Source organism: Arthrobacter sp. USHLN218, assembly GCF_037144715.1.
Taxonomy (GTDB): Bacteria; Actinomycetota; Actinomycetes; order Actinomycetales; family Micrococcaceae; genus Crystallibacter.
Map to the genome: position 1 here is coordinate 101,288 of NZ_JBBCYT010000008.1, position 22,390 is coordinate 123,677.

The 22,390-nt window shown below is 68.0% G+C and carries 19 protein-coding genes; 10 read left to right on the forward strand and 9 right to left on the reverse strand.

Annotation, left to right across the window (positions count from 1 at the left end):
• Positions 1-2: 2 nt before the first annotated feature.
• The gene (locus tag WFH44_RS17540) at positions 3-2,105 is read left to right on the forward strand and encodes an acetyl/propionyl/methylcrotonyl-CoA carboxylase subunit alpha (protein ID WP_442892932.1); all 2,103 of its coding nucleotides are present in this window, start codon (positions 3-5) and stop codon (positions 2,103-2,105) included.
• Positions 2,102-2,920 (forward strand): HpcH/HpaI aldolase/citrate lyase family protein, encoded by an 819-nt coding sequence (locus WFH44_RS17545; protein ID WP_336715405.1) that lies wholly within the window; start codon positions 2,102-2,104, stop codon positions 2,918-2,920. The genes WFH44_RS17540 and WFH44_RS17545 overlap by 4 nt, the downstream gene beginning before the upstream one ends.
• Here WFH44_RS17545 and WFH44_RS17550 read toward each other — a convergent pair.
• The 3 genes from WFH44_RS17550 to WFH44_RS17560 all read right to left on the reverse strand — a co-directional run bounded on the left by WFH44_RS17550 (position 2,917) and on the right by WFH44_RS17560 (position 6,003).
• Positions 2,917-3,816 (reverse strand): oxygenase MpaB family protein, encoded by a 900-nt coding sequence (locus tag WFH44_RS17550; protein ID WP_336715406.1) that lies wholly within the window; start codon positions 3,814-3,816, stop codon positions 2,917-2,919. The genes WFH44_RS17545 and WFH44_RS17550 overlap by 4 nt on opposite strands.
• A 134-nt stretch (positions 3,817-3,950) precedes the next feature.
• Positions 3,951-4,979, reverse strand: a complete 1,029-nt coding sequence (locus WFH44_RS17555; RefSeq protein WP_336715407.1) for an isopenicillin N synthase family dioxygenase — start codon at positions 4,977-4,979, stop codon at positions 3,951-3,953.
• 112 nt (positions 4,980-5,091) lie between these two features.
• A complete protein-coding gene (locus tag WFH44_RS17560; protein ID WP_336715408.1) occupies positions 5,092-6,003 on the reverse strand; it encodes a hypothetical protein in 912 nt (303 codons plus the stop codon).
• Positions 6,004-6,117: 114 nt separating this feature from the next.
• On the opposite strand from WFH44_RS17560, the gene WFH44_RS17565 reads away from it, so the two are divergent.
• From WFH44_RS17565 to WFH44_RS17585, 5 genes are all read left to right on the forward strand, one after another.
• Positions 6,118-6,777 (forward strand): hypothetical protein, encoded by a 660-nt coding sequence (locus WFH44_RS17565; protein WP_336715409.1) that lies wholly within the window; start codon positions 6,118-6,120, stop codon positions 6,775-6,777.
• Positions 6,770-8,437 carry a multicopper oxidase domain-containing protein gene (locus tag WFH44_RS17570; protein ID WP_336715411.1) on the forward strand — a complete coding sequence of 556 codons (1,668 nt, stop codon included), beginning with the start codon at positions 6,770-6,772 and terminating at the stop codon, positions 8,435-8,437. Before WFH44_RS17565 ends, WFH44_RS17570 begins: the two co-directional genes overlap by 8 nt.
• A complete protein-coding gene (locus tag WFH44_RS17575; RefSeq protein ID WP_336715412.1) occupies positions 8,434-10,227 on the forward strand; it encodes a multicopper oxidase domain-containing protein in 1,794 nt (597 codons plus the stop codon). The genes WFH44_RS17570 and WFH44_RS17575 overlap by 4 nt, the downstream gene beginning before the upstream one ends.
• A 74-nt stretch (positions 10,228-10,301) precedes the next feature.
• Entirely contained in the window at positions 10,302-10,601 is a 300-nt protein-coding gene (locus tag WFH44_RS17580; protein WP_264796455.1) for a type II toxin-antitoxin system VapB family antitoxin, read from the forward strand.
• Positions 10,594-11,268: a LytR C-terminal domain-containing protein gene (locus WFH44_RS17585; RefSeq protein WP_336715413.1), complete on the forward strand. Its 675-nt coding sequence runs from the start codon at positions 10,594-10,596 to the stop codon at positions 11,266-11,268. Before WFH44_RS17580 ends, WFH44_RS17585 begins: the two co-directional genes overlap by 8 nt.
• An 88-nt stretch (positions 11,269-11,356) precedes the next feature.
• Here WFH44_RS17585 and WFH44_RS17590 read toward each other — a convergent pair whose 3' ends face one another.
• From WFH44_RS17590 to WFH44_RS17610, 5 genes are all read right to left on the reverse strand, one after another.
• The gene (locus tag WFH44_RS17590) at positions 11,357-14,140 is read right to left on the reverse strand and encodes a cation-translocating P-type ATPase (RefSeq protein WP_336715414.1); all 2,784 of its coding nucleotides are present in this window, start codon (positions 14,138-14,140) and stop codon (positions 11,357-11,359) included.
• An 84-nt stretch (positions 14,141-14,224) separates the two neighbouring features.
• Positions 14,225-15,058: a polyphosphate kinase 2 gene (gene ppk2 / locus WFH44_RS17595; RefSeq protein ID WP_336715416.1), complete on the reverse strand. Its 834-nt coding sequence runs from the start codon at positions 15,056-15,058 to the stop codon at positions 14,225-14,227.
• 80 nt (positions 15,059-15,138) lie between these two features.
• Positions 15,139-15,558, reverse strand: a complete 420-nt coding sequence (locus tag WFH44_RS17600; protein ID WP_336715418.1) for a hypothetical protein — start codon at positions 15,556-15,558, stop codon at positions 15,139-15,141.
• Between the two features lie 95 nt (positions 15,559-15,653).
• Positions 15,654-18,347: a helix-turn-helix transcriptional regulator gene (locus tag WFH44_RS17605; RefSeq protein ID WP_336715420.1), complete on the reverse strand. Its 2,694-nt coding sequence runs from the start codon at positions 18,345-18,347 to the stop codon at positions 15,654-15,656.
• A gap of 54 nt (positions 18,348-18,401) precedes the next feature.
• Positions 18,402-19,232, reverse strand: coding sequence for a class II glutamine amidotransferase (locus tag WFH44_RS17610; RefSeq protein ID WP_336715422.1), 831 nt, complete (start codon positions 19,230-19,232; stop codon positions 18,402-18,404).
• A 235-nt stretch (positions 19,233-19,467) separates the two neighbouring features.
• Here WFH44_RS17610 and WFH44_RS17615 point away from each other — a divergent pair, with 235 nt between their 5' ends.
• From WFH44_RS17615 to WFH44_RS17625, 3 genes are all read left to right on the forward strand, one after another.
• Positions 19,468-19,896 (forward strand): DUF6325 family protein, encoded by a 429-nt coding sequence (locus WFH44_RS17615; RefSeq protein WP_336715424.1) that lies wholly within the window; start codon positions 19,468-19,470, stop codon positions 19,894-19,896.
• A 27-nt stretch (positions 19,897-19,923) separates the two neighbouring features.
• Entirely contained in the window at positions 19,924-20,226 is a 303-nt protein-coding gene (locus tag WFH44_RS17620) for an SHOCT domain-containing protein (RefSeq protein ID WP_336715426.1), read from the forward strand.
• 98 nt (positions 20,227-20,324) lie between these two features.
• Complete coding sequence (locus WFH44_RS17625; protein WP_336715429.1) at positions 20,325-21,476, forward strand: AI-2E family transporter; 1,152 nt, start codon at positions 20,325-20,327, stop codon at positions 21,474-21,476.
• Between the two features lie 68 nt (positions 21,477-21,544).
• Here WFH44_RS17625 and WFH44_RS17630 read toward each other — a convergent pair whose 3' ends face one another.
• Positions 21,545-22,264 (reverse strand): ZIP family metal transporter, encoded by a 720-nt coding sequence (locus tag WFH44_RS17630; RefSeq protein ID WP_336715431.1) that lies wholly within the window; start codon positions 22,262-22,264, stop codon positions 21,545-21,547.
• Positions 22,265-22,390: the final 126 nt, after the last annotated feature.

A 22,390-nucleotide genomic window follows, 5' to 3' on the forward strand; every position in this document is an offset into this window, starting at 1 on the left:
TCGTGGACAACCCACTCTTCGACACGGTGCTCGTGGCCAACCGCGGGGAAATCGCCGTCCGCGTCATCCGCACGCTGAGGGCCCTCGGCATCCGCTCCGTCGCCGTGTACTCGGATGCGGACGCGGGCGCGCGCCACGTGGCCGAGGCGGATACCGCGGTGCGGATCGGGCCGGGCCCGGCCGCCGAGAGCTACCTCAGCATCGACGCGATCCTCGAGGCCTGCCGCCGCAGCGGCGCCCAGGCCGTGCACCCGGGCTACGGCTTCCTCTCCGAAAATGCGGACTTCGGCCGCGCGCTCGCCGACGCCGGCATCACGTTCATCGGGCCGGACGTCGCATCGCTCAACGCCATGGGGGACAAGATCCGGGCCAAGAACCATGTGGCCGGCTACGGGGTCCCCGTGGTGCCGGGGATCGCCAAACCTGGGCTGACCGACGCGGACCTGGCCGCCGCGGCGCCGGACGTCGGCTTCCCCTTGCTGATCAAGCCGTCGGCGGGCGGTGGCGGCAAGGGGATGTTCATCGTCGAATCCGCCGCCGAGCTGCCCGATGCCCTCGCCAGCGCCCGCCGCACCGCGCGCAGTGCCTTCGGCGACGACACCCTCTTCCTCGAGCGGCTGGTCCGCCGGCCCCGGCACATCGAGGTGCAGGTCCTGGCCGACCGCCACGGCAACACGGTGCACCTCGGCGAACGCGAGTGCTCGCTGCAGCGGCGGCACCAGAAGGTGATCGAAGAGGCGCCGTCGCCTTTGCTGGAGGGCAATGACGACGGCGAACGGATCCGTTCGGCGATCGGCGCGGCTGCCGTGGCGGCGGCCCGCTCCGTGGACTACGTGGGCGCCGGAACCGTCGAGTTCCTGGTCAGCGACGAGAGTCCGGGCGAGTTCTTCTTCATGGAGATGAACACCCGCCTGCAGGTGGAGCATCCGGTCACCGAGGAGGTAGTACGGGTCCGGGGCCGGCGCGTTGACCTGGTGGAATGGCAGGTCCGCATCGCTGCCGGGCAGGCCCTCGACTTTGCGCAGGAGGACGTGGCGCTGGAGGGGCACGCCGCCGAGGCCCGCGTGTACGCCGAGGACCCGGCCCGCGGCTTCGTGCCGTCCACTGGCACCGTCCTGGCGGTGGCCGAGCCGTCCGGCGGGCACGTCCGCGTGGACAGTTCGCTGCGGGACGGCCTGGAGGTGCCGGCCTTCTACGATCCCATGCTGGCCAAGGTCGTCGCCTGGGGCCGGGACCGGGCAGAGTCCCTGGCCCGCCTCGACCGGGCGCTCGCGGATACGGTCATCCTCGGCGTGCTGACCAACATCGAGTACCTGCGGCTGCTGATCAACGACCCCGAGGTGGCGGCCGGCCGGCTGGACACGGACCTCATCGGCCGCAAGATGCCGGAGATGGAGTTCCACACGCCGTCCCGCGCCGAACTGGCGGTGGCCGTGCACGTCGCCAATGCGGGAGGGGACGACGGCGGTGCCGAGGGGCGGGGGAGCGGGAACGACGGCGGTGCCTGGTGCCTCGACGGTTGGCGCCTCGGGGAGGCGGCCGGCACGCCGCAGCACTTCGAGGCGGGGCAGGATGTCCACGAGGTCACCTACCGCCGCCGTCCCGGAGGCTCGGCCGTGGTCATCGACGGGCAGGAGCTGGCGGTGACCCGGACGGGCGCCGGCCTGGCGGTCGATGGGCTGCGGCAGCGTCTGTACACCGCCGTGGCGGCCGACGGCGCGGTATGGCTGAGCCGCTGCGGCTGGACCGCGGGCATCAGGCGGCTGGACCGGGCGGAGATGCTGGCCCGCGAGCTGGCCGCCATTGACCGGGGCAGCGGGGCGCTTTCCCCCGAGGTCCGTTCCCCCATGCCGGGGACGGTGATCGCGGTGCAGGTCAGCGACGGAGAGCAGGTCGCCGCGGGCCAGGTGCTGGCCTCCGTCGAAGCCATGAAGATGGAGCACCCGCTGCTGTCGCCGGGGGACGGCGTGGTCCGCATGGGCAGCCTCAAGGTCGGGGACTTGGTCAAGGCCAACCAGCTGGTCGCCACGGTCCAGCTCGACCACATCGAGGCCGACGGCGGACATCGGGGAGCCGTCCCGACCGAGCTGGAGCCCAGCGCATGAGCCCCCGGGAGTTCACGATGGGCCCGTCCATCCTGTTCTGCCCGGCGGACCGGTCCGACCGCTACGCCAAGGCGCTGGAACGTGCGGACGCCGTCGTTATTGACCTGGAGGACGCCGTCGCGGCGGACAACCGCGAGGCCGCACGGCGGATGCTCATAGAGAACCCGATGGATCCGGCGCGCACGATCGTGCGGGTCAACCCGGCCGGCAGCGCGGACTTCGCCGCCGACCTGGCCGCGCTGCGGGACACGGACTACCGCACGGTCATGCTCGCGAAGACCGAAACGCCCGGCGACCTGGCCGCGGTGGCCGGCTACGCCGTCGTCGCCCTCTGCGAAACGGCGCTTGGGGTCCTGAACGCGCCGCAGATCGCGGCCGCGCAGAACGTGGTTGCCCTCATGTGGGGCGCCGAGGACCTGGTCGCGTCGCTCGGCGGTTCCTCGTCCCGAAACGGCTCGGGCGGCTACCGGGACGTCGCGCTGCACGCCCGGTCGCAGGTGCTGCTGGCGGCCGGCGCCTTCGGCAAGGTGGCCATCGATTCCGTCTATCTCGACATCGCGGACCACGCGGGCCTGCTGGCCGAGGCCGTCGACGCGCAGGCCTCCGGCTTTGGCGCCAAGGCCTCGATCCACCCGGGCCAGATGGACGTCATCCGGCAGGCCTTCACGCCCACGCCGGAGCAGGTGGAGCGGGCCCGGCAGGTGCTGGCGGCGGCCGAAACCGCCGGCGGGGTCTTCACCTTCGAGGGACAGATGGTGGACGAGCCGCTGCTGCGGCACGCGCGCGCCACGCTCGCGCGGGCTGCCGGGGCCTAGCCCGAAGCCGCGAGGCGGTCGAGCCGCCGGCGGGCGAAGGCTTCGCTCGTCGGCCGGCCGCCGAGCCCGTGCGCGGCGAGGCGCAGGACCAGCCGGGTGGCGGTGCGGACGGGCAGCGGGACTGGACCGAGCGAGGCCTTCCGCAGCCCGAGCAGTTCGCGGTAGCGCACGGGAAGCGTGTCCACCGTGCCGGCGAACAGGATCCGGTAGCCGAGGCGCTGCAGCCCGCGGAACGGCGGGTGCCGGATGAACTCGACGGAGGCCTCCAGCTTGGCGTCGTGCAGCAGTTCCGGGGTGAAGGCCGCGAGCTGCTTGTCCAGCTCGGCGCGGCTGCGCGGCGGATCCGGGACCCGCATCAGCTCACCGGCGATGGCCCATTCGGCGATGTACCGGTCCTCGCCGTCGGGAATCGGGCCGCCGTAGGCCGCGTGGGCGGACAGGAACGCCTCCATGAAGGCCAGATGCACCCACTTGAGCAGCTGCGGGTCGTTGGCCGAGTAGGGCTGCGTGTGGCCGTGGGCATCCGTATAGGTGCCGCGGACCCGCTCGTGCAGCCTGAGGATGCGCTCGCAGGCGGTCCGCGCGGTGGCCGTGTCACCGTAGGTCACGGTCATGATCCAGCGCCCGGTGGCCGCCAGCCTGACGAACGGCTGCGTCTTGAACATCGAGTAATCGTCCACGCCGGCCAGGGCCCCGGGATGCAGCGACTGGATCAGCAGGGCGCCGACGCCGCCGGCGAGGGTGGCGATATTGCCGTGCACGGCCCACACGGCCGAGTGCGGCGCGAAGAAGCCGGGATCCGTTCCCTCGGCCAGCTCCCGCGCCCACTGCGGCACGCCGGGAGAGCCGGAGACGGTCTTCCGGAGGTCCTGCCGGTGAGCTTCGAGGAGGCCCATGGGTTCATTATCGGTCGGCGGCCCCGCCCTGTCATGGGGTGCGGGCCGGACGGACCTGGTCTTGAAAGGGGGAGGGGAGGCCGCCCATGCTCGGGCGGCCTCCCCTCCAGCGGAGTTCCTGCTCAGCAGGGCATCTACTTGGCGAGGAGCTCCGGGTAGTACTTCTCGGTGACGTCCGGGTGCGCGCGGAGGCGGCCCTTGAGCATGTTGGCGCCGAAGCTGGCCAGCATGGGGTTGTTCGGATCGTCGGACAGCCCGCGGGACGCAGCCCTCAGCTCGGGGGAGAGCGGGACCGGATCGATCACGGCGTCGAGCCGGGGCGACCAGAAGAACGGCACGGAGTAGCGGTCCACGCCGGGCGGCGGGGCCTGGACGCGGTGGATGGTCGCGGTGACGTAGCCTTCGGTCGCAACCTCGAGCATCTCGCCGAGGTTGACCACCAGGGCGCCCTCGATCGGTTCGACCGGGAGCCACTCGGTGGTGCCGGGAGGCTGGACCTCGAGGCCGCCGACCATGTCCTGCAGGAGCAGGGTGACGAAGCCGTAGTCGGCGTGGATGCCGACGCCCTGGTCGCCGGCGGCCTCGACGACGCCGCCGACGTAGTGCACCAGCTTGCCCATCCAGTGCGGGGTGCCCTGGAACGGCTCGTCGAAGTAGTCCTCGGGCAGGCCGAGGCCGACGCCGATGCCGGAGAGCAGTTCCTGGCCGACCGTGGACATCAGGTCCGCCCAGGCCATGGCCTTCTCGCGCAGGTCAGGCTGGACCGCGTCGGGCCACTGGTTGGGTCCGCGCAGCAGCCAGTACGGCTGGTCCGCCGGGTAGTCCTCGACCGGCTCGCTCTCCGGCGAGTAGTCCAGCTGCTCGCGCGCGTCGGCGCGGCCCTGGGTACGCTCGGTGCCCATCCGGGTGTAGCCGCGGAAGTGCGGGGAGTTGCGGTTGTCCAGCCTGAGCCGCTCCTCCAGAGGCAGGTCGAAGAAGCGCTTGATGGCGTCGAAGAGCTCGGCAACCTGGTTCTCGCCGGCGCCGTAACCGGTGATCTGGAAGAAGCCGACGCGGTGCGCGGCGTCGCGCAGTTGGTCGATGAAGACGGGGTTGAAAGTGCCGTCTTCAAGCCGCGCGGTGCTGAGGTCTAGAACAGGTATGGTCCCCTGATTGTTTGACATGCAGGCACAGTAGCACCGGGGCAGCGTCACATGCGCGCGTCGATTACGCCCTGTTTCTTCCCCCGTGTTAGGGGCTTGCGCGGGCGGTCGGGAAAGGGCAGTGCAGGGGCCATTAGAGGGTCCGGGCGATGGCGGCCCAAGTCCGTAGGAAGGCGTTTCCGGACTCCTCGTGGATGGCCTTGGGCAGCCCGAGATGCGCGGCGGTGAGGACCGGGTAGGGCTTGAGCGGCACACCGTCGTCGGGCCTTACATCCACGTGCACGACGGCGTGCCCGCTGTGGTGGAGCTTGTCCGCCATTGCGTAGTCGGTGCGCGAGTCGCCCATGGTCCGCCAGGCGTGCGGGATGACGCCTTCGGCGGCGAGCATCTCCAGCGCGCGCTGGGCGCCGAGGTCCTTGCCCAGCCGGACCGATTCGATGTCGGTGGCGATGATGGTGGGGTCCAGCCGGTAGTCCACCCGGTCGTCGCTGTTGGGCACGTGGTGGTCCAGCCGGCTGACGCCCAGGTCGAAGCTGGCCATCAGCTTCAGCGCGTCCGCGTCGAAGGCCTCCCGCTCCTGCAGGTAGTCCGTGTTCTCCACCTCGATGAGCTGTTCCACGGAGACCATGGACCGCTTGGTCTCGTCGAAGAACATGTGGCTGGAGTAGCGCGACTGGACCAGCTTGCGGACCTCGGCCGCGTAGTCCTGCGGGACCGCGAGCGAGCGGTCCACGTGCAGGGTGCCCGGCCCGTCCGCGCCGAAGCTGAACCATACGGCGCCCTTTTCGCAGACGGCATGGAAACGGACGCCGCCCGGAATCCCGGCCGCCAGGAGGGGCTCCATGATCTCTTCGCGGATGAAGGTGTCGGAGCGGCCGGTGTTGAAGACCACCGGCCAGCCGTTGGCCGCCATGGTCAGCAGCGAGTGGATGATGCCGGCCGGCACGGTGCGGGTGACGGGACTGGCGATCGGGCCGTCCACATCCAGCAGGAGGCCGATGGGCGGCTGGACGCGCCGGTGCTCCGGCCCCGGGGTGAGAGTCATGACTCCATTATCACTACCAGCTGGTCCACCTCAGATCCGGGAGCCCCGAGTTTTTCCAAGGTGTTCAGACAAAGGTTGTCTGCACCACCATCCACACGTATTGGGGATACGACGATGATGACAGTAGTTGGGGAACAGACTGTCGCGTCGGACCCGGTTGAATCAGATGAGGTTCCAACCGGGCTCACGCGCAGGGTATTCGGGGTACTAATGGGCGCCGGCGTCGCCGGCATAGTCGGCGGCGGAAGCCTGATCGCGGCCGGACAGCAGGCCAATAACGACGGCGGGGTCTCCCGCGGCGAGGGAGTCTGGACTTCCTTTGGCAGCGTCCGGATCAGCGCGGCGGAACGGCAGGCCCGCAACCCGCAGGGGGCCGGGGCCGGAAGCTCCGCCGCCAATTCGCACGGCGGCCACGGCGGCCATGCGGTAGCCAGCACCACGGCGCAGCCCTTCAACCTGACCTGGGGCGACCACATGATGGTCGAGCTCGAAGTCCACAACGGGCTGGACCGCAAGGTGCTCTTCTCGCCGGGGCAGCTGCGGCTGAAGGTCGGCGCGGATGGACCGACGGTGACCAACCGGGACCCGGGCATCGGCAAGGGCGCGCTGGAGCCGGGCTCCACCTCGCACTTCTGGATCAGCTTCCTGGTCCCGTCCGACGCGCGGGACGTCTCCGCCGAGTTCACCGACCCGTGGTCGGACGGCGGTCCGCTGGCCTTGGCGCTGCCGGAAGTGCTGCAGCGGCCGGGCTGGCTGGAGGCCGACCATGGATGAGCGCAAGGGGAATCCGGACGATAACCTGAACCACGGCCAGAATGCGGGCGCTGCGGCGGATGAAGCGGCCGACGCCGCGGTCAGCCGCTGGGGCTTCGTCAAGTATGGCGCGGTAGCCGGCCTCGGGGCGCTCGCGTTCGCCGGCGGCCAGCAGTCGGCCCACGCCCAGTCTCCGGCGACGCCGGCTCCAGTGCCGGAGGCGGATACCGGGACCGAAACCGGTGATGCCGCCGGAGCCGCGCCGGAAACCGGGGACTCCTCGGGGAACGCGGCAGGGACGGCGACGGAGGCCGGCTCCGAGGCCGAAGCCGGCACGGAGCCCGAAGCCGAAACGGAAACCGAGGCCGAGGCCGAGTCCGAGTCGGAATCCGAGTCGGAATCCGTGTCGGAGCGCGAAGACGATTCGAAGGCCGCCCGCGAAAGTTCGGACGACGCCGTCCTCGACGTCTACATCAACGAGGGCTACCTGAAGATGGTGGACGATTCGCTCGTCTACCACCGCGGTTTCGGCGACCGTCCCACGGAAAAGAACGACGCCGATCCAAGCCTGGCCATCAAACCGCGCGTTTTCCTCAAGGACGGGGACCTGGTGGCGAGTCGGGTCTACCCCGTCGGAGCCCATGAGCCGCCGCACGGCACGCCCGAGCCGCTTCGGTCCGATCCGGCCAACCCCGGGCAGTACCTGATCCGCCGGGCCTACTGGGGCAGCTTCATGCCGGAGCGCGTGATCGTGGCGGAGAAGGGTTCCACCATCCGGCTGCGCGTGCACAACCGCCTGGCCAAGGAGCATGAGCTGGCCATCCACCGGGCCGGGGACGACGGCGAGGACGTCAGCACCGGGAAGATCGCGCCGGGCGAGAACGCGCTCCTGGAACTGGACGCACCGGACCCGGGCGTCTACATCTACAGCGATCCCGGGAACCAGCCGGTGGAACGGACCCTGGGGCTCTACGGCGCGCTGGTGGTCATGGACTCATCGGATCCCTGGTGCATCGCGCCGGGCCTGGCGGAGTTCGAGCGGCAGTGGGTCTGGCTCGCGCACGCGGTGGACCCGGTCTGGGCCAACATCGAGGCCAAGGGCGGCACCGTCAATCCCGCCACCCAGCGTGCCGTGCCGCGCTACTTCACGCTCAACGGGCGCAGCGGCTACGAGTCCATGGGCATGACCCGGGACGAGGCCCTGAACCGGGCATCGGAGGAGGAGACGACCATCTCCGGCTACCCGCGGCAGTTCGAGGTCCGCGAGTTCGGCGAGGGCTCCGAGGCCGGGTCGCTGCGCGGCGGGCAGCTGGTGCGGATGGTCAACTGCGGGATCGTCTTCCACCAGATGCACTTCCACGGCAACCACCTCTGGACGGTCCGCTGCGACAACGCGGACTGGAAGCGCAGCGAAGGCTTCGTCGACGAGAACGGCTACCTCTGCTTCCAGCACTGGGAGGACGTGATCCGGCTCAAGGGCATGGAAGTCAAGGAATCCATCATCCCGATCAAGCGCCCGCCGGACGCCATCGACCAGGTCTGGAACGCGCGCAACTCCGATTGGGGCTATCCCATGCACTGCCACTCCGAATCGTCCCAGACCGCGGCCGGCGGCATGTATCCGGGCGGCCTCACCGCCCACTGGATTATCAAGGCACCGTTCAAAGGGGCAGGATCATGATCGAGTCGTTGCTTCCGGGCAGGCTGACCGCCCGGCAGAAGAAGGAAGCCGAGCGCAAGAAGAAGGAAGCCCTGGCGCGCAAGAAGAGGGAAGCCGAGGCCAAGCGTAAGCGCGAGGCGGAGGCCAAGAAGCGGGCCGAGTCCCGGCGCCGCCACGAGGAAGCCATGCGCCGCGCCGCCGAAGACCGGCGCAAGCGGGAGGCCGCTGCGAAGAAAAGGCGGGAGGCCGAGGCCAAGCGCAGGCGCGAGGAGGAGGCCCGGCGCAAAGCCGCGGCGGAAGCCAAACGCCGGCGCGAAGAGGAGGAGCGGCGCAAGCGGGAAGAGGCAGCCCGGAAGCGCCGCGAGGAGGCCGAGGCGAATAAGCCCAAGCCGCCGTCGCCGTCCCCGTCTCCCTCGCCCGTCGTCACGCCGCCGCCGGTGGTGCCGGACCCGGTCGAGACCACCATTCCGGTTCCGACGCCCACGGAAACGGCCGGGCAGGAGCCGACCGATCCGCCGTCGTCCCCGGACCCTGTGGAGACAACGGAACCGGACCCGGTGGAGACAACGGTCCCGGACCCGGTCGGGACCACGGATCCCGACCCGACGCCCACCGAAACGGCCGGGCAGGAGCCGACCGATCCGCCGTCGTCCCCGGACCCCGTGGAAACCACGCCCCCGGCCCCGGTGGACCCCGTGGAGCCTGAGGAGGCCCTGCACCGCTTCGACAGCCAGGTCGACTTCAGCTCCAACCAGAACGAGCTGGAGAACCCGGTCACCGAGTTCAAGCAGAAGCCGGACCTGTTCGTCGACCTCTCGTTCTACGGCACCGACCTGCGGTTCGACGACGGCGCCGAAGTGGAGATGTGGAGCTTCGAAACCGCGGACCAGCGCAAGAACTTCCCGGGCCCGCTGATCCGGCCGAAGGAAGGCCAGATCTTCCAGGCGCACTTCAAGCCGAGCAAGGGCAACCACACCATCCACTGGCACGGCATGGAGCCGGATCCGCGCAACGACGGCGTCGGGCACACCTCGTTCGAGATTGCCGGCGAGTACACCTACCAGTGGCAGCCGGAGAGGGGACGGCCCCGCGACCCGAACTGGGGCACTGCCGGCACGTACTTCTACCACTGCCACGTCAACACCACGCTGCACGTCCAGATGGGCATGTTCGGGCCGCTGATCATCGACCCGATCGTGCACGAGGACTTCCCGGTCAGCCCGGGGGCGCGGCGGGCTTTCGTGGACGGGCCGGAGTACGACATCGACACCGAGGCGCTGCTGGTGCCGTACTCGATGGCCACCCGGTGGCACGGCATGCACCACGCGGCCGGCCTCTCCGGCGAGGACGCGGGGCTCAACCACTTCGAGCCGAACCACTTCTACCTCCTGGGCGGCGAATTGGCGCGCCGGCCCGGCGGCAAGGAGACGGTCTGGAGCCTGAAGTCGCTGCGCGCCAACGTCAAGGGCGGAAGCAAGAAACGGACCCTGCTGCGGCTGCTGAACGCCAACTACCTCCCCACGGTGCTGCGATTCCAGGACTCCTGGGGCAAGCCGGTGCCGATGGCCGAGGTCATCGCGCACGACGGCCGGCCCTTCCGCGACACGTCCAAGCCGGGCGAGCCCTCGCTGCCGTGCGGCGAGGCGGGGTACCCGATGAAGACCAGCATCCTGCGCTCCGGCTCGGCCGAACGCTGGGACGTGCTGCTGGATCCGCCGTCCGCGGGGGAGTACCAGGTGGTCGTCGAGTTCCGCCACTGGATTACGGACGAGATCGTGGGAAGCCGGACCGTGAGGCTGGTTGCCTCGTAACCATTTGGGTAACGACGGCGGCACGCGCCGAGCGGCGAGTTCCGTTCGGCGCGTGCTTTCCCTACGCTGGTCTGGTGATCTTCAAAGCCGTGGGCGACAGCCGCCCCTACCCTGACCATGGATACAACAGCCCGCGGGACTGGGCCAATGTTCCGCCGCGCCAGGTTCGGCTGGATGAGCTCATCACCACCAAGAGCACCTTGGACCTGGCCGCGCTGCTGGCCGAGGACTCCACCTTCTTCGGGGACCTCTTCCCGCACGTCGTCCAGTGGCACGGCGAGCTCTACCTCGAGGACGGCCTGCACCGCGCCGTCCGTACCGCCCTCCACCAGCGCGCGCTGCTCCACGCCCGCGTGCTCGTGATCAATGACTGAGACCGGCGGGCAGCCGCCCCGCCCCAAGCGCAAGCCGAAGGACATCCTGCGGTTCCGCGGCGACCGGATCATCACCGAGGATGACCTGGACCGGACCTTCCCGGAGGACGGCGAAGAGAGCCAGTACGGGGACCGCCGCCGGCACATCTTCCACGGCGCCGTCCTGGTGTTCCTAGTCGCCCTGCTGGTGGCCGCTGTGGTGGCCGCGCTCGCGGTGATGCGCGGGGACCTGGTCATTCCGGGCTGGGAAGCCAAACAGGCCGCCGGCGGACCCAAGGGCTGCCCGGCCGGAATCTACGACTACCCGGACAACGGGTCCTTCACGCTCAACGTCTACAACGGCACCCGGCTCGAGGGGCTTGCAGGGCAGGCCGCGGAACAGTTCAAGGACCGCGGGTACAAGGTCGGCAAGGTCGAGTCCGTGGACCTCATCCGCCCGGGCACCGTCGCCGTCATCGTCTCGGGACCGGCAGGTCAGGCCGCCGCCTTCAACCTGCAGCGGAACCTCAAGGGCACCAGCTACAAGCCGGACACCCGCGGGGACAACAGCGTGGACCTGCTGGTCGGGACGGGCTTCAAGGAACTGGTGCCCGAGGAGCTGGTGGACCAGACGCCGGGCTCGATCAGCTGCCCGCTGCTCACGCCGAAGCCGGCTGCAGCCGGGTAGCCCGGCGCCGCCGGGCTGCCGCGCGTCCAGCGGGTTGCGCCTGTGGGACCCGCGGCCGTGCTTCTCTCTCGCTGCTGCCGCCCACCGTTCAGGTGAGCGGCCGGGGCACCGGACGGATGTTGCCGCCGCCAACCACCTCGGTGACGGGCAGCTCGGCGGTGCTCCGGCGGCGGGCCTGGCCGCGGCGGATGGCCTTGTCCAGTTCGACGACGATGGGCACGATCAGCGCCAGGCCGAGGCAGGCCAGCCACTGGCCCCCGCTCAGCGACGTGGTCAGCAGCAGGTTCTGCAGGAAGCCGATCTCCACCGCCGCCACCGTGAAGAGCACCGGGACGGAGAGGATCTTCAATGCGCTGATGATCGGAGCCCGCAGGCCCGATTCCGGGTCTCGCCGCTTGGCCAGGCTGCCCAGGATCGAGCTCAGCGACAGCACCACGAACGCCATCGTCAACGGGACGTTGGGTTCGGTGGCGCTCATCGGTCCCGGCGCCAGCAACAGTGCTGCCAGGGTCACCGCGAACCCAACCACGCCGTAGACGAGCCACTGGGTGACGGCGCCAGCGTTCGTGATCGGTTCCTTGGTGTTCCGCGGCGGCCTGGCCATCAGGTCCGGGGCCGGGGGATCGGTCATGATGACCATCACCGGGAAGATGGTGATGAAGAAGTTGATGAAGAGCACCATCGTCGGCGACAGCGCGACGCCCTGGTTGATGTTGAAAATGCTGGCGGTCAGGAACAGGAGCACGAGCGCGAACAGCGCCGACATCTGGTAGCGGACAAAGGAAACGATCTTGTCGTAGATGCTGCGCCCCAGCCGGATGGCGGAAACCAGGGTGCCGAAGTTGTCGTCGGTGAGGATCATGTTGCCGGCCTGCTTGGTCACCTCGCTTCCGGAGCCCATCGCCACGCCGACGTCGGCCTGCTTCAGCGCGGCGGCGTCGTTCACGGCGTCGCCGGTCATGGCGACGACGTCGCCGCCCTGCTGCATGAGCCGGGCGAGGCGCAGCTTGTCCTGCGGCGTCACCCTCCCGAAGACATGGAGGCGGGGCAGCGCGCCGGCGAGCTCCTCGTCGGACATGGCCTGGATTTCCGTGCCGCTCACGGCGCCGGGGCCCAGTTTGAGCTCGGCCCCGATGGCGGCCGCGGTGATCGCATGGTCACCGGTGATCATCCGTACGTCGATCCCCGCTTCGTGGGCCGTGCGGACGGCTTCCGCAGCCTCAGCCCGCAGGGGGTCGATGATACCGACCATGCCCACGAAGATCAGTTCCTCCACGAACCGCATCGGCTCCGCGGTCACTTGGGCCTCCTGGCCGTCCACGTATCTGGCGGCGAAGGCCAGGACGCGCAGCCCCTTGCGGGAGAGCGACTCGTTGGCTTCCGTGATGTCGCTGCGGACCCTCTCGATGTCGACGGGCCCGTCCGGCAGCATGGCCTGGGTGCATCTGGCCAGGACCACATCCGGGCCGCCCTTGACGAGTCCGACGAAGTGCGGTCCGTCCGGGAAATCGAGGTGGTGGAAGGTGGCCATGAATTTGTAGGCGGAATCGAAGGGAACCTCCGCAACGCGCGGGTAGGAACGCCGCGTCGTCTCGGCTTCGGCGCCCATCTTGGCGGCGAGCACCACCAGCGCGGCTTCCGTCGGGTCGCCGATGACCTCGCCGGTGTCCGACACCGTGGCGTCGCTGTCCAGGCACAGGCCGTACGCCAGCTGGGTGAAGTCGGGCACGGGTGAACCGGCCTTTTGCCGGATGGCCCCGGTCTTGGCATAACCCTCGCCCTGCACGCTGTACCAGTTGCCCCGGAAGTACAGCTCGCGCACCATCATCTGGTTCATCGTCAACGTGCCGGTCTTGTCCGAGTTGATCGCACTCGTGGCACCGAGGGTCTCGACGTCGCTGAGGTTCTTGACGACGGCCTTATGCTCGGCCAGCTGCTTGGCCCCGTATGCCAGCATGGCCTGCACAAACGTGGGCATGCCGGTCGGAATGGCCGCGATCGCCATCGACATGCCCACCAGCAGGACCGTCCCGAGCGTCTGCCCCCGGATGACTCCGATGGCGATGATGACGATCACCGCGGACCAGGCGATGATGCCGATCACCTTGGTGAGTCCGTCAAGCTCCCGCTGCAGCGGGGACTTCCCGGGATCCACCGCCGAGAGCATCGACGCGATCTTTCCCATTTCGGTCTGCATACCGGTTGCGGTGACGACCATCGTGGCCGTCCCCCGCGTGACGGCGGTGTTCTGGTAGACCATGTTGGTCCGGTCACCGAGGCCCGCGTCCGCCACCCGCAGCGTCTCGGGATCCTTGGCGATCGGGGCGCTTTCGCCGGTCAGCGCGGCTTCCTGGGTTTCCAGGGTGGCCGACCTCAGCAGCCGGCCGTCCGCGGGCACCAGGTCGCCTGCTTCGAGGTTGACGATGTCGCCCGGGACGAGCTCGGTCGCGTCGACCTGGAGGAGCGATCCACCCCGGGTGACGCGCGCCTGCGGAATCTGCATCTTGGCCAAGGCGTCGACGCTGGCGCGGGCCTTCAGCTCCTGCTGGGTCCCCAGGACCAGGTTGAGCACCACGAGCAGGGCGACAACGATGCCGACCGGGATCTGGTTGATGAGCAGGCTGACCACCACAACGCCCACGAGCATCAGGTTCATCGGGTCCCGCAGCAACCGCAGCGCCACCTTCCAAGGCGAAGCAGGACGCTCGGACGCGATGGCGTTAGGCCCGTACCGCGCCCGCCGCTGTTCGACCTCCGCGGCCGCGAGCCCCGACTGCTCGTCCGTGTCCAGCTTGGAAACCACTGCGCTGGAGTCTTGCATGTACCAGGACTCGGAGGCAGCCGGTCCGGACGATGCTTCCTGGATTGCCATGTCGGTGGCCCTTACTATTGCGCGGCTCGTGGTCGCATGGATTCAAGGAATCCGCCGGATTCGTGACCTGCACGAGGGCGGCGGTCAGTAGGCTGCAGGAACCTCACGGGGAAGGTACGTCGGCTCCTGGTAGCCGTTGGGTGCCTGCCGTTTTGGCAGTTTTACATCGGGACTCGCGAGCGGCTCATACGGTATCTGGCTCAGGATGTGGCTGATGATGTTGAGCCGCCCGCGCTTCTTATCGTTGGTGTCGGCGATGTGCCACGGCGCCCACGCGGTATCGGTAGCCCGGAACATATCGTCCCGGGCCCGCGAGTAGTCATACCAGCGGCTGTAGGACTTCAGGTCCATGTCCGAGAGCTTCCAGTACTTGCGCGGGTCGTCGATCCGGCTCTGCAACCGCTCGGTCTGCTGCTCGGCGGTGACCTCCAGCCAGTACTTCAACAGGAGGATTCCCGACTCGACCATGGCACGTTCGAACGCCGGCACGATCTCGAGGAACTTCTTCGCCTGGTCATCGGTGCAGAAGCCCATGACCCGTTCCACCCCGGCCCGGTTGTACCAGCTCCGGTCGAAGATGACGATCTCTCCCGCTGCCGGGAAATGACGCACATACCGCTGGACGTACATCTGCGATTTTTCGCGCTCGGTTGGGGTTGGCAGGGCCACCACGCGGAACACGCGGGGGCTGACGCGTTCAGTGATTGTCTTGATCACCCCGCCTTTGCCGGCGGTGTCGCGGCCTTCGAAGACAATGATGATCTTGGCCCCGGCTCTTTTTGTCCACTCCTGGACGGCCACGAGTTCGCCCTGCAGCGGTTTGACGAGTTGCTCGAAGTCCCGCCGTTTCATGGCGCCGGTTGCAGCCGAATCGCCTTCGGACTTACTGTTCCCGGCCTTGCTCTTGTTTTTACCCATAACTGAAAATCTTCCGCTTGCGCATGAGGCCTGCCGGGAGGTGCCTCCCCGCGGGATTTCGGACGCTGGCCACGGCCGGGTCACTTGCAGTTGAGCTCGCTCGCTACGTCGTTGCGCGCGGTCTGGACATCCGCCGCTTCGTTCTTCAGGCTGTCCGCGGCCTGCTGCAGCGTGGCGTCATCGGGAATGTCCTTGACGGCCTTGTCCAACCCGTCCCAGGCATTATCCAGCGCCTTCATCCGGTCTTGGGCGACTTTCTCGGCGGAGTCCGCCAGGGCGTCATGGGTCTTCTCGACTTCGTCGCGCGCCGCCTTGACCTGGTCTATCGTCGCGTCCGGGGACAGGCTTTCCTGGAAGCTCTTCAGAGCTGCGCCAAAGGCCGCTGCATCTGTGCAAGCCTTCGATACGTCCTCCTGCGGGCTGCTGCTGCAGCCCGTGAGCAGCACGACGGCTGTCCCGAGCGCGGCTGCTCCGGCAAGAATCGGCGTTGTCCTCGACATGGGAGACTCCTCTCACGGACGGACCGTGGCTAATGCCGGCGGCCGCCTGACATTGGCAGGCATTGCCATTGTGGACCCCGCCGAATATGCGCGCCTCATCCGTTGACGGTGAAATCGTAGTGGCCATCCTCGGGCCGGGTCCTGGAGGCCGTGCCTTCGAACATGCCACGCTCCACGGCAATGGTCAGGGCCTCGCGCCGGCCCGATGCGCCGAGCTTGCGGTAGATGGACCGCTGGTGCGTCTTGACCGTGTTGACCGAAACATAGAGCGCCTCGGCCATCTCGGCTGCCGTCATCATGGAGCGCATGTACGCGAGGACCTCGAGTTCCCGTTCCGTAAGATCCCAGTACGAACGCGTATGGTGGGCGTGGTCCTGCACCTGCGGTGCCGTCCGCGCTGCGATGAACGCCTGATGGCTGGTGCCCCAGGCGGTGTGCTGTACGAGCAGTTCTGCGAGGTCGCCGCGCCGCTCTGCAAAAGGGCGAAGGATGGACTGCGGTTCGGCACGATTGAGCGCATGCTCTATCCGTTCGTGGGTAGCCGCCGTCTCACCGCGGCCGTGGGCCAGGAGCGCCTCGGTGAGCGAAACATTGGTGTCGACGAATGAGGCACGCCGGCGGTTCGCCAGCGAGTCGATGCAGAGTTGTGCAGCGGCGGCCTCGTCTCCACGGCGAAGGAGCTCTGCCAGGAAGGCGTCCACGAGCGGCGGGTTCCCGCCCGGGCCGAGCGATCGGGTAATCCTCATGGCCGTGTCCGGATCCCCCTTCGCTTCGGAGACTTTCGCCAGCGCGAGGTTCCGGAAGGCCCTCAACGGCCCCTGGAACAGGCCCCGGCCGTCCACTGCATCCAGTATCGCGTTGGACTCGGCAAGGTGCGCCGGATTGCCGGTGGCACAATCGACAAGGACTTGGTAGATGAGCGCCAGCGGACCAAAGGGGAAGAGCCGCGTGCCGGACCGCAGCGCCGCGGCAAGGTACGCACGCGCCTTTGAGAGCTCATCCTTCCAATAGCAGCTGATTCCCCGGGCGAGCCAGACTGAAGCCAGCTGTTCCGGAGATCGCCACTCCAGCGCTGCGGCGCGTTCCAAGGCGTGTACCCCCTGGTCGTCAGCGCCGCGCAAATCACCGGATGCGACCAGCGCCAACGCCAATCCTGCAGCGGAGCAGACCTCTATGATCTCAAGGTGGTTTGCCCGCCCGGCAGCCGTCGCCTCCTCCAGCAGGGAGACCGCCTTCGGCGCACCCTCGAGCAGCCGCATTTCAGCCTGCCCGAGGAGGAAGAGGCCCGTCGAATGCGCCGCGGGATGGCTGTCCGCCGCCTCCAGAAGCACGCGGCCTTCCCCGGCCGCGGCCGCCAGATCCGGCCGGCCCTCCATCAGGAACAGCTCGAAGAGGCCCATGTTGATTTCGGCGCGGCGTTGGCGGAATGGAGCCAACGCCGGAAGTCCGGCAAGCGCGCGCTTTTTCATCTCAGACGCGGAAGAGGTGTCGCCGGCACGATTGCGGCACGCGCTCCTGATCATGAGTATTTCGGGGTCTTCGCCCCAATGCCCGGGAAGTTCAAGGCACAGGTGCTCCAGGGCCCGGGTGTCATTGCGCAGCACGAACTCCAGCCAGTGTTCCCCGAGTGAGGCGACCGCCTGCGGGGGATCGTTGCCGCGCAGTGCCTCGGAGACACAGAGCCTGACGTCGCTGTCCTGGTAATGCCTGGCGGCGATGCGATGGAGCCGTTCGGCGAGCAGGGGGTCCCGCCGCTCGAGTATTGCGCGGCACTGGGCCGCGAAGAGGGAAGACCAGTGGTAGTGGGATTCGCCGCGGCAACTGTCTTCCTCGATGAACAGGACGCTGCGGCGGCATTCCTGGAGCAGCATACTTCCGCCGGGCTGCCCGTAGAGCTCGGCGGCCAGCCGGCTGTCAAGCCGGTCGCACGTCGTGGCACGCAGCACAAAATCGGCCAGCTGGGGCGTCAACTGGCCCAGGACTTCCTCGGCGACGTAGTCCGCGAGAGGCACCCTCGCCGGTACGGCATTCCCGCGATCGTCCGGCGGACAATCGGCACGCACCGGAGCGACGAGCATTTCATGTACGACGACCGGCCAGCCGGCCGTCGCCTGCCTCAGGGATTCTGCGTCGGCCTCGGACTCATGGCCCAGAAAGGACGCGACGCGGGCTATTTCATCAGGGGTGAAGGCGAGATCTCCAGCCTGGACCTCGCCCACGCCTTCCGCGCGGCGCAACCTTTCCAGCCGGATTGAGGGATAGCAGCGGCCCGAGAGGACGAGCCGCAAGGTAGGAGGCGCACGCTCGGCAAGTACCGGGATGATCCCGTGCGCCAGTTCGGGCTCGGCCATATGGAGGTCGTCAATGACGAGGATGATGGGTTCTGCCAATCGCTCAAGGGCGCTGAGCACAAGGTCGTAGGACTCGGCCGGGTCCTGTGACAGGCTGCGGTCCAGGGCCAGTAAGGCATTGCCTTCGGAACGGGAAAGGTTTTTTGCCGCTGACTGAAGGGCCGTCACCACGCCATGGAACAGCCGGGCGGGCCGCCCATCGAACTGATCGAGGGACAGCCATGCGGAGGGCAGGCCGGTACCGTGCACCCAGTCAGCCAGCAGTGCGGTTTTGCCGTAACCCGCGGGGGCGACGACGAGAGTCAACCGGTGGGCCGCCGTGGACTTGGACAAAGCAGCCTCTAAACGCGGACGCTCCAGCGTGTCAGCATTGCGTTTAGGTGGTCGGATTTTGGCCTGCGGGCAAGATACGTCCGCAGAGGACGAAACCTCTCTCACGTGCGACACTTTAGGCGTGCCTAAGGGGCCCGGCAATGCTCCTTCTGGGGGGTATCAGGCAGCCGTCGGCGCGAACGGGAGGAACTCCTCTTCGCCGCCGTGGACGACGAGGCACGTGGACTCGGGCACTTCCTGCCATGCTCCTTGGAGGTCACCCAAAGGCTCGGATACGACCAGGCGCGCGTCCTCGGAGAGTCCCTGCAGCAGGACGTTGTCCGGGAAATGGGCCTGCAAGGTGGAAACGTCCGTGCTGCGGAAGAGCGACCGGGAGACGCCCTCGCTGGAGTACCGGAAGGCCCACGTAGTGTCGCCGTCGGTGGTCGCCACCGTCATCTGGATCGGGTTCTCGACGCCGTGGCGGCGTCCGACGTCCTCGATGAAGCCGACCGCGGAAGCGACCGCTGCCGGCTGGTCCTGCTCGAGGCCGAACGTCAGCGCAAGGTAGAAAAAGACTTCGGAGTCCGTCGACCCTTCGATATCCGGGAACAGTCCGGGCTCCACAGCCAGCGCCAGGTCGCGTTTCACCGCCGGGAAGTCCCTGATGAGCCCGTTGTGCATCCACAGCCACCGGTCGTGGCGGAAGGGGTGGCAGTTCGATTGCTGAACCGCAGATCCGGTGGAGGCACGAATGTGCGCGAAGACGCGGCCGGATCTGGCATGGACCGAAAGCTCCCGCAGGTTGCGGTCGTTCCACGCCGGTTCGGTGCTGCGGAACACGCCCGGATTCGGCTGGGTGGAGTACCACCCGACGCCGAAACCGTCCCCATTCGTGGTTTCTGCGCCTAAGCGGGAGTGTTTGCTTTGCACGACGAGCGAGTTGGTGGGTTTGAAGAGGAGATCTTCCAAACTCACAGGTGAACCTGAATAGGCGAGCCATCGACACATGTCACGGTCCTTTCCGAGGCAATTCCAACACTGCTGAAGCGCTCGCGGCTCATCTCCCGGGAATGATTTTGCCCCGCCGGTACCGGGAGCCTGTTCGACGGAACAGCGGAGAGGCCGGGAAAACCTCGCCCGGCCGCAGACCATCCGGTGCGGGTGAGGCTGCACCAGGACTCTCTGCGGATAATCGGCGATAGGGCAAGAGCTCGACTGCCGCACGCGGGATCAGGAGCTGCACATGAAAGTCGGTCCAGTTGAAGTCATCGTCTGCGCCTTCCCGGAGCCCGAAGTTGATGAGCCGGTCATCGTGTCGCTCAGCAGGGCGGTGCGGTCCGGAGCCATAGCCCTCATTGATCTGGTCCTGGTCACGCGGGACGGGCAGGGCGTGGTGCATGTGCGCGACTTGGAAGATGACTTGCCCCCGGCATGGTCTGCCATGATCGTCGGTTCCCGCCCCTTGACGCTGCTCAGCGACGCGGACATCGGGATAGCGGCGGAATCCATTGGCAACAACGAGACCGCCCTGGTGGCAGCACTCGAACACCGCTGGGCGCAGCGCCTCGCGGAAGACGTACGCAATGCCGGCGGCGTTGTTGCCCTGCACGCCCGGATTCCCCATGAAACAGTCGTGAGGGCCTTTGAGGCAGACGGGGTCGAGGCGACCTGACTGCTGAAACCGACAGGAGGAAATCCCATGCCGTCAGCCAGGGACAGAAGACCCGGTCTGCTGGGAACCGTCGCGCGGACAGCTGTTGTATCCGGTACGGCGCAGGCGACGTCGAATGTCGTCGAGCGCCGGGCCCGAGCGCGCTGGGAGCAAGGGTCGCAGACCGCCGGGACCACGCCCCCTGACATGCCGGTCGCCGAAATTCCGGCGGCTGCTCCGGCCGGCGGTGACCAGCTCGCCGATCAGCTTGCCAGACTCGCCGAGCTGCGGATTTCCGGCGTGCTGACCGATGAGGAATTCGCCGCCGCGAAAGCCAGGCTGCTGACGTGAAGCGACCGGGACCGGTGCCCGCCCGAACGGGGACGACGACCGGCACCAGGGTCCGGAGCATCATCGAGCCGGCGGCTAACGAAATAGAGGAGGGACCAATGAGCCCGGAACCAACTGGACCTGAGCCGCGTCCCGTCCTTCCCCGCAGCACCACCATCCTGCTCACCCTCGCCGGTGCAACCATCGCGGCGTTTGGCCTTTCCGCAGCCAGGGGGGTCTTCACCCCGGTGTTCCTGGCGTTTGTGCTGACGCTCTGCGTGCATCCCTTGCGGCACTGGATGCAGGCGCACGGAATCCGCCGAGGTGTGGCCACCGGAAGCACAATCGTCGCCGTTTTTGCCCTGCTGGCCGGCCTGACCGCGATCCTCATTACTGCGGTCGCGCAGTTCTCCGCGCTGCTGCCGCAGTACGCCGACCAGCTCGGCCAACTCGGCGCCTCTATCGCCGCGCTGTTGGAAAAGATCGGCTTCGGCACCGAACAGGTGCAGACCGTCCTTCAGGGATTCAGCCCGAGCCGCATTGTCAGCTTCGTTGCCGGCCTGCTGGGTAACATCACGGCAGTCGTCGGTATCCTCGTCGTCATACTGACGACGCTGATCCTGATGGCGATCGACGGCTCACGCGTGCCGGCCCTGCTGACCCACCTGGAGTACCGCCGGCCATCCATCGTTTCGGCCTTCAACGACTTCGCGACGGGAGTCCGCCGCTACATGGTCGCCACAACGATCCTTGGCGCAGCGCAGGGCCTGATCAACTGGCTCGTCCTGCTCATCCTGCAGGTCCCCGGCGCCCTGCTGTGGGGGCTGCTCTCGTTCATCTGCAGTTTTATCCCCAACATCGGCTACTTCATCGCCATCGTCCCGCCCCTGTTCTTCGGGTTCCTCACGGGAGGCTGGCCGACCGCCGTCGCCGTCATAGTGTTTTATGGCGTGTTCAACAGCATCATCCAGTCCATCATCCAGCCGAAATTCGTCGGCAATGCGGTCGCCCTTAGTGAGACGCTGACCTTCGTCTCCGTACTGTTCTGGGCGCTGGTCCTTGGTCCTGTGGGGGCCATCCTTGCCGTCCCGCTGACCCTCTTGGCCCGCACCATCCTGCTCGATTCGGACCCGTCCATGGCCTGGTGGCGGCCGTTCACCGGAGATCGAACGGAGCTCAAGGAACTCCTCGAGCAGGAGGACCATGAGATCCGCGCACGTCGGCGGCGGGGCAACCAAAACCCGGAGCCCGACGGTTCGCCGAAGCCTTGACGCCGAAGCCGTGATGGGGCGTCGCGATGGCCACCGGATCTATCCCCGCCGCGCTCGTCAGTGGCCAGTCAGTGCGCGCCGAGAATCTCGACGAGGGAGAAGGAGAGGCCGAAGCCGACTGCGGCGGTGATTCCGGTGACGGCGCCGGCGTCCTTGATCGCCTCCGGAATCATGTGGACGATCACATAGGTGAGGATGCCGCCGCCGGCGAACGCCAGCACAAACGCCACGAGTACCGCCGGCGCCGGAGTCAGCAGCCCCGTGAATGCGGCAGTAGCCACTCCGCACAGGAGCATCATTGACAGCCAGCCGCCGATAATCTGGGCCCTGGTGTGGCCCGCAGAGCGCAACGGCCCGGTGTCGGCCATGGACTCGGGGAACCCGCACAGGAAGACCGCGGCAAGCACAGCGGCGCTGAGTCCGGCGCTTCCGAGCAGGGCCCCGGTGATGATGATGGCTTCCGCGATCACGGACAACCCCACGATCCAAAAACTCGGATCGTGGCGGGGAGGTCCTGACAATCTGCCGCCCCGCAGCTTGCCGGAGGTCACCACCGCAGCCGCCACGGCCCCGCCAAGCAATCCCGCGCCGACGTAGCCGCTTCCCCCGGCCATCCGTCCGGCTTCCGCAATGAGCTTGTAGGACACGGCCGACAGCAGAGCGCCCGCGCCAAGCGCCGTCAGCGCGCCGAGGAAGACACTGTTGCCTACGTTCCAGCGCAGAGCGATCAGGCCCCCTATGAGGAAGGACGAGCCGGCCAGCAATCCCCAGCCAAGTGCCTCCAGCATCGACGTCCTCCCGCCTAGGCGCTCACCCTGACAAAGGAAGTGGCGGCAGCAGCAGCGCCCAAACGGCCCCCTGCGGTACGGAGGCGCATCCCGTCATCCCAGGATCCTCTCGGCGGGCCCCGGAGC

Excerpts from the sequence above, each read along its gene's own strand:
- WFH44_RS17545 (WP_336715405.1), top strand. The coding sequence starts at position 2,102 with ATGAGCCCCCGGGAGTTCACGATGGGCCCGTCCATCCTGTTCTGCCCG.
- WFH44_RS17550 (WP_336715406.1), bottom strand. The coding sequence starts at position 3,816 with ATGGGCCTCCTCGAAGCTCACCGGCAGGACCTCCGGAAGACCGTCTCC.
- WFH44_RS17555 (WP_336715407.1), bottom strand. The coding sequence starts at position 4,979 with ATGTCAAACAATCAGGGGACCATACCTGTTCTAGACCTCAGCACCGCG.
- WFH44_RS17560 (WP_336715408.1), bottom strand. The coding sequence starts at position 6,003 with ATGACTCTCACCCCGGGGCCGGAGCACCGGCGCGTCCAGCCGCCCATC.
- WFH44_RS17565 (WP_336715409.1), top strand. The coding sequence starts at position 6,118 with ATGATGACAGTAGTTGGGGAACAGACTGTCGCGTCGGACCCGGTTGAA.
- WFH44_RS17570 (WP_336715411.1), top strand. The coding sequence starts at position 6,770 with ATGGATGAGCGCAAGGGGAATCCGGACGATAACCTGAACCACGGCCAG.
- WFH44_RS17575 (WP_336715412.1), top strand. The coding sequence starts at position 8,434 with ATGATCGAGTCGTTGCTTCCGGGCAGGCTGACCGCCCGGCAGAAGAAG.
- WFH44_RS17585 (WP_336715413.1), top strand. The coding sequence starts at position 10,594 with ATGACTGAGACCGGCGGGCAGCCGCCCCGCCCCAAGCGCAAGCCGAAG.
- WFH44_RS17590 (WP_336715414.1), bottom strand. The coding sequence starts at position 14,140 with ATGGCAATCCAGGAAGCATCGTCCGGACCGGCTGCCTCCGAGTCCTGG.
- ppk2 (WP_336715416.1), bottom strand. The coding sequence starts at position 15,058 with ATGGGTAAAAACAAGAGCAAGGCCGGGAACAGTAAGTCCGAAGGCGAT.
- WFH44_RS17600 (WP_336715418.1), bottom strand. The coding sequence starts at position 15,558 with ATGTCGAGGACAACGCCGATTCTTGCCGGAGCAGCCGCGCTCGGGACA.
- WFH44_RS17610 (WP_336715422.1), bottom strand. The coding sequence starts at position 19,232 with ATGTGTCGATGGCTCGCCTATTCAGGTTCACCTGTGAGTTTGGAAGAT.
- WFH44_RS17615 (WP_336715424.1), top strand. The coding sequence starts at position 19,468 with ATGAAAGTCGGTCCAGTTGAAGTCATCGTCTGCGCCTTCCCGGAGCCC.
- WFH44_RS17620 (WP_336715426.1), top strand. The coding sequence starts at position 19,924 with ATGCCGTCAGCCAGGGACAGAAGACCCGGTCTGCTGGGAACCGTCGCG.
- WFH44_RS17625 (WP_336715429.1), top strand. The coding sequence starts at position 20,325 with ATGAGCCCGGAACCAACTGGACCTGAGCCGCGTCCCGTCCTTCCCCGC.
- WFH44_RS17630 (WP_336715431.1), bottom strand. The coding sequence starts at position 22,264 with ATGCTGGAGGCACTTGGCTGGGGATTGCTGGCCGGCTCGTCCTTCCTC.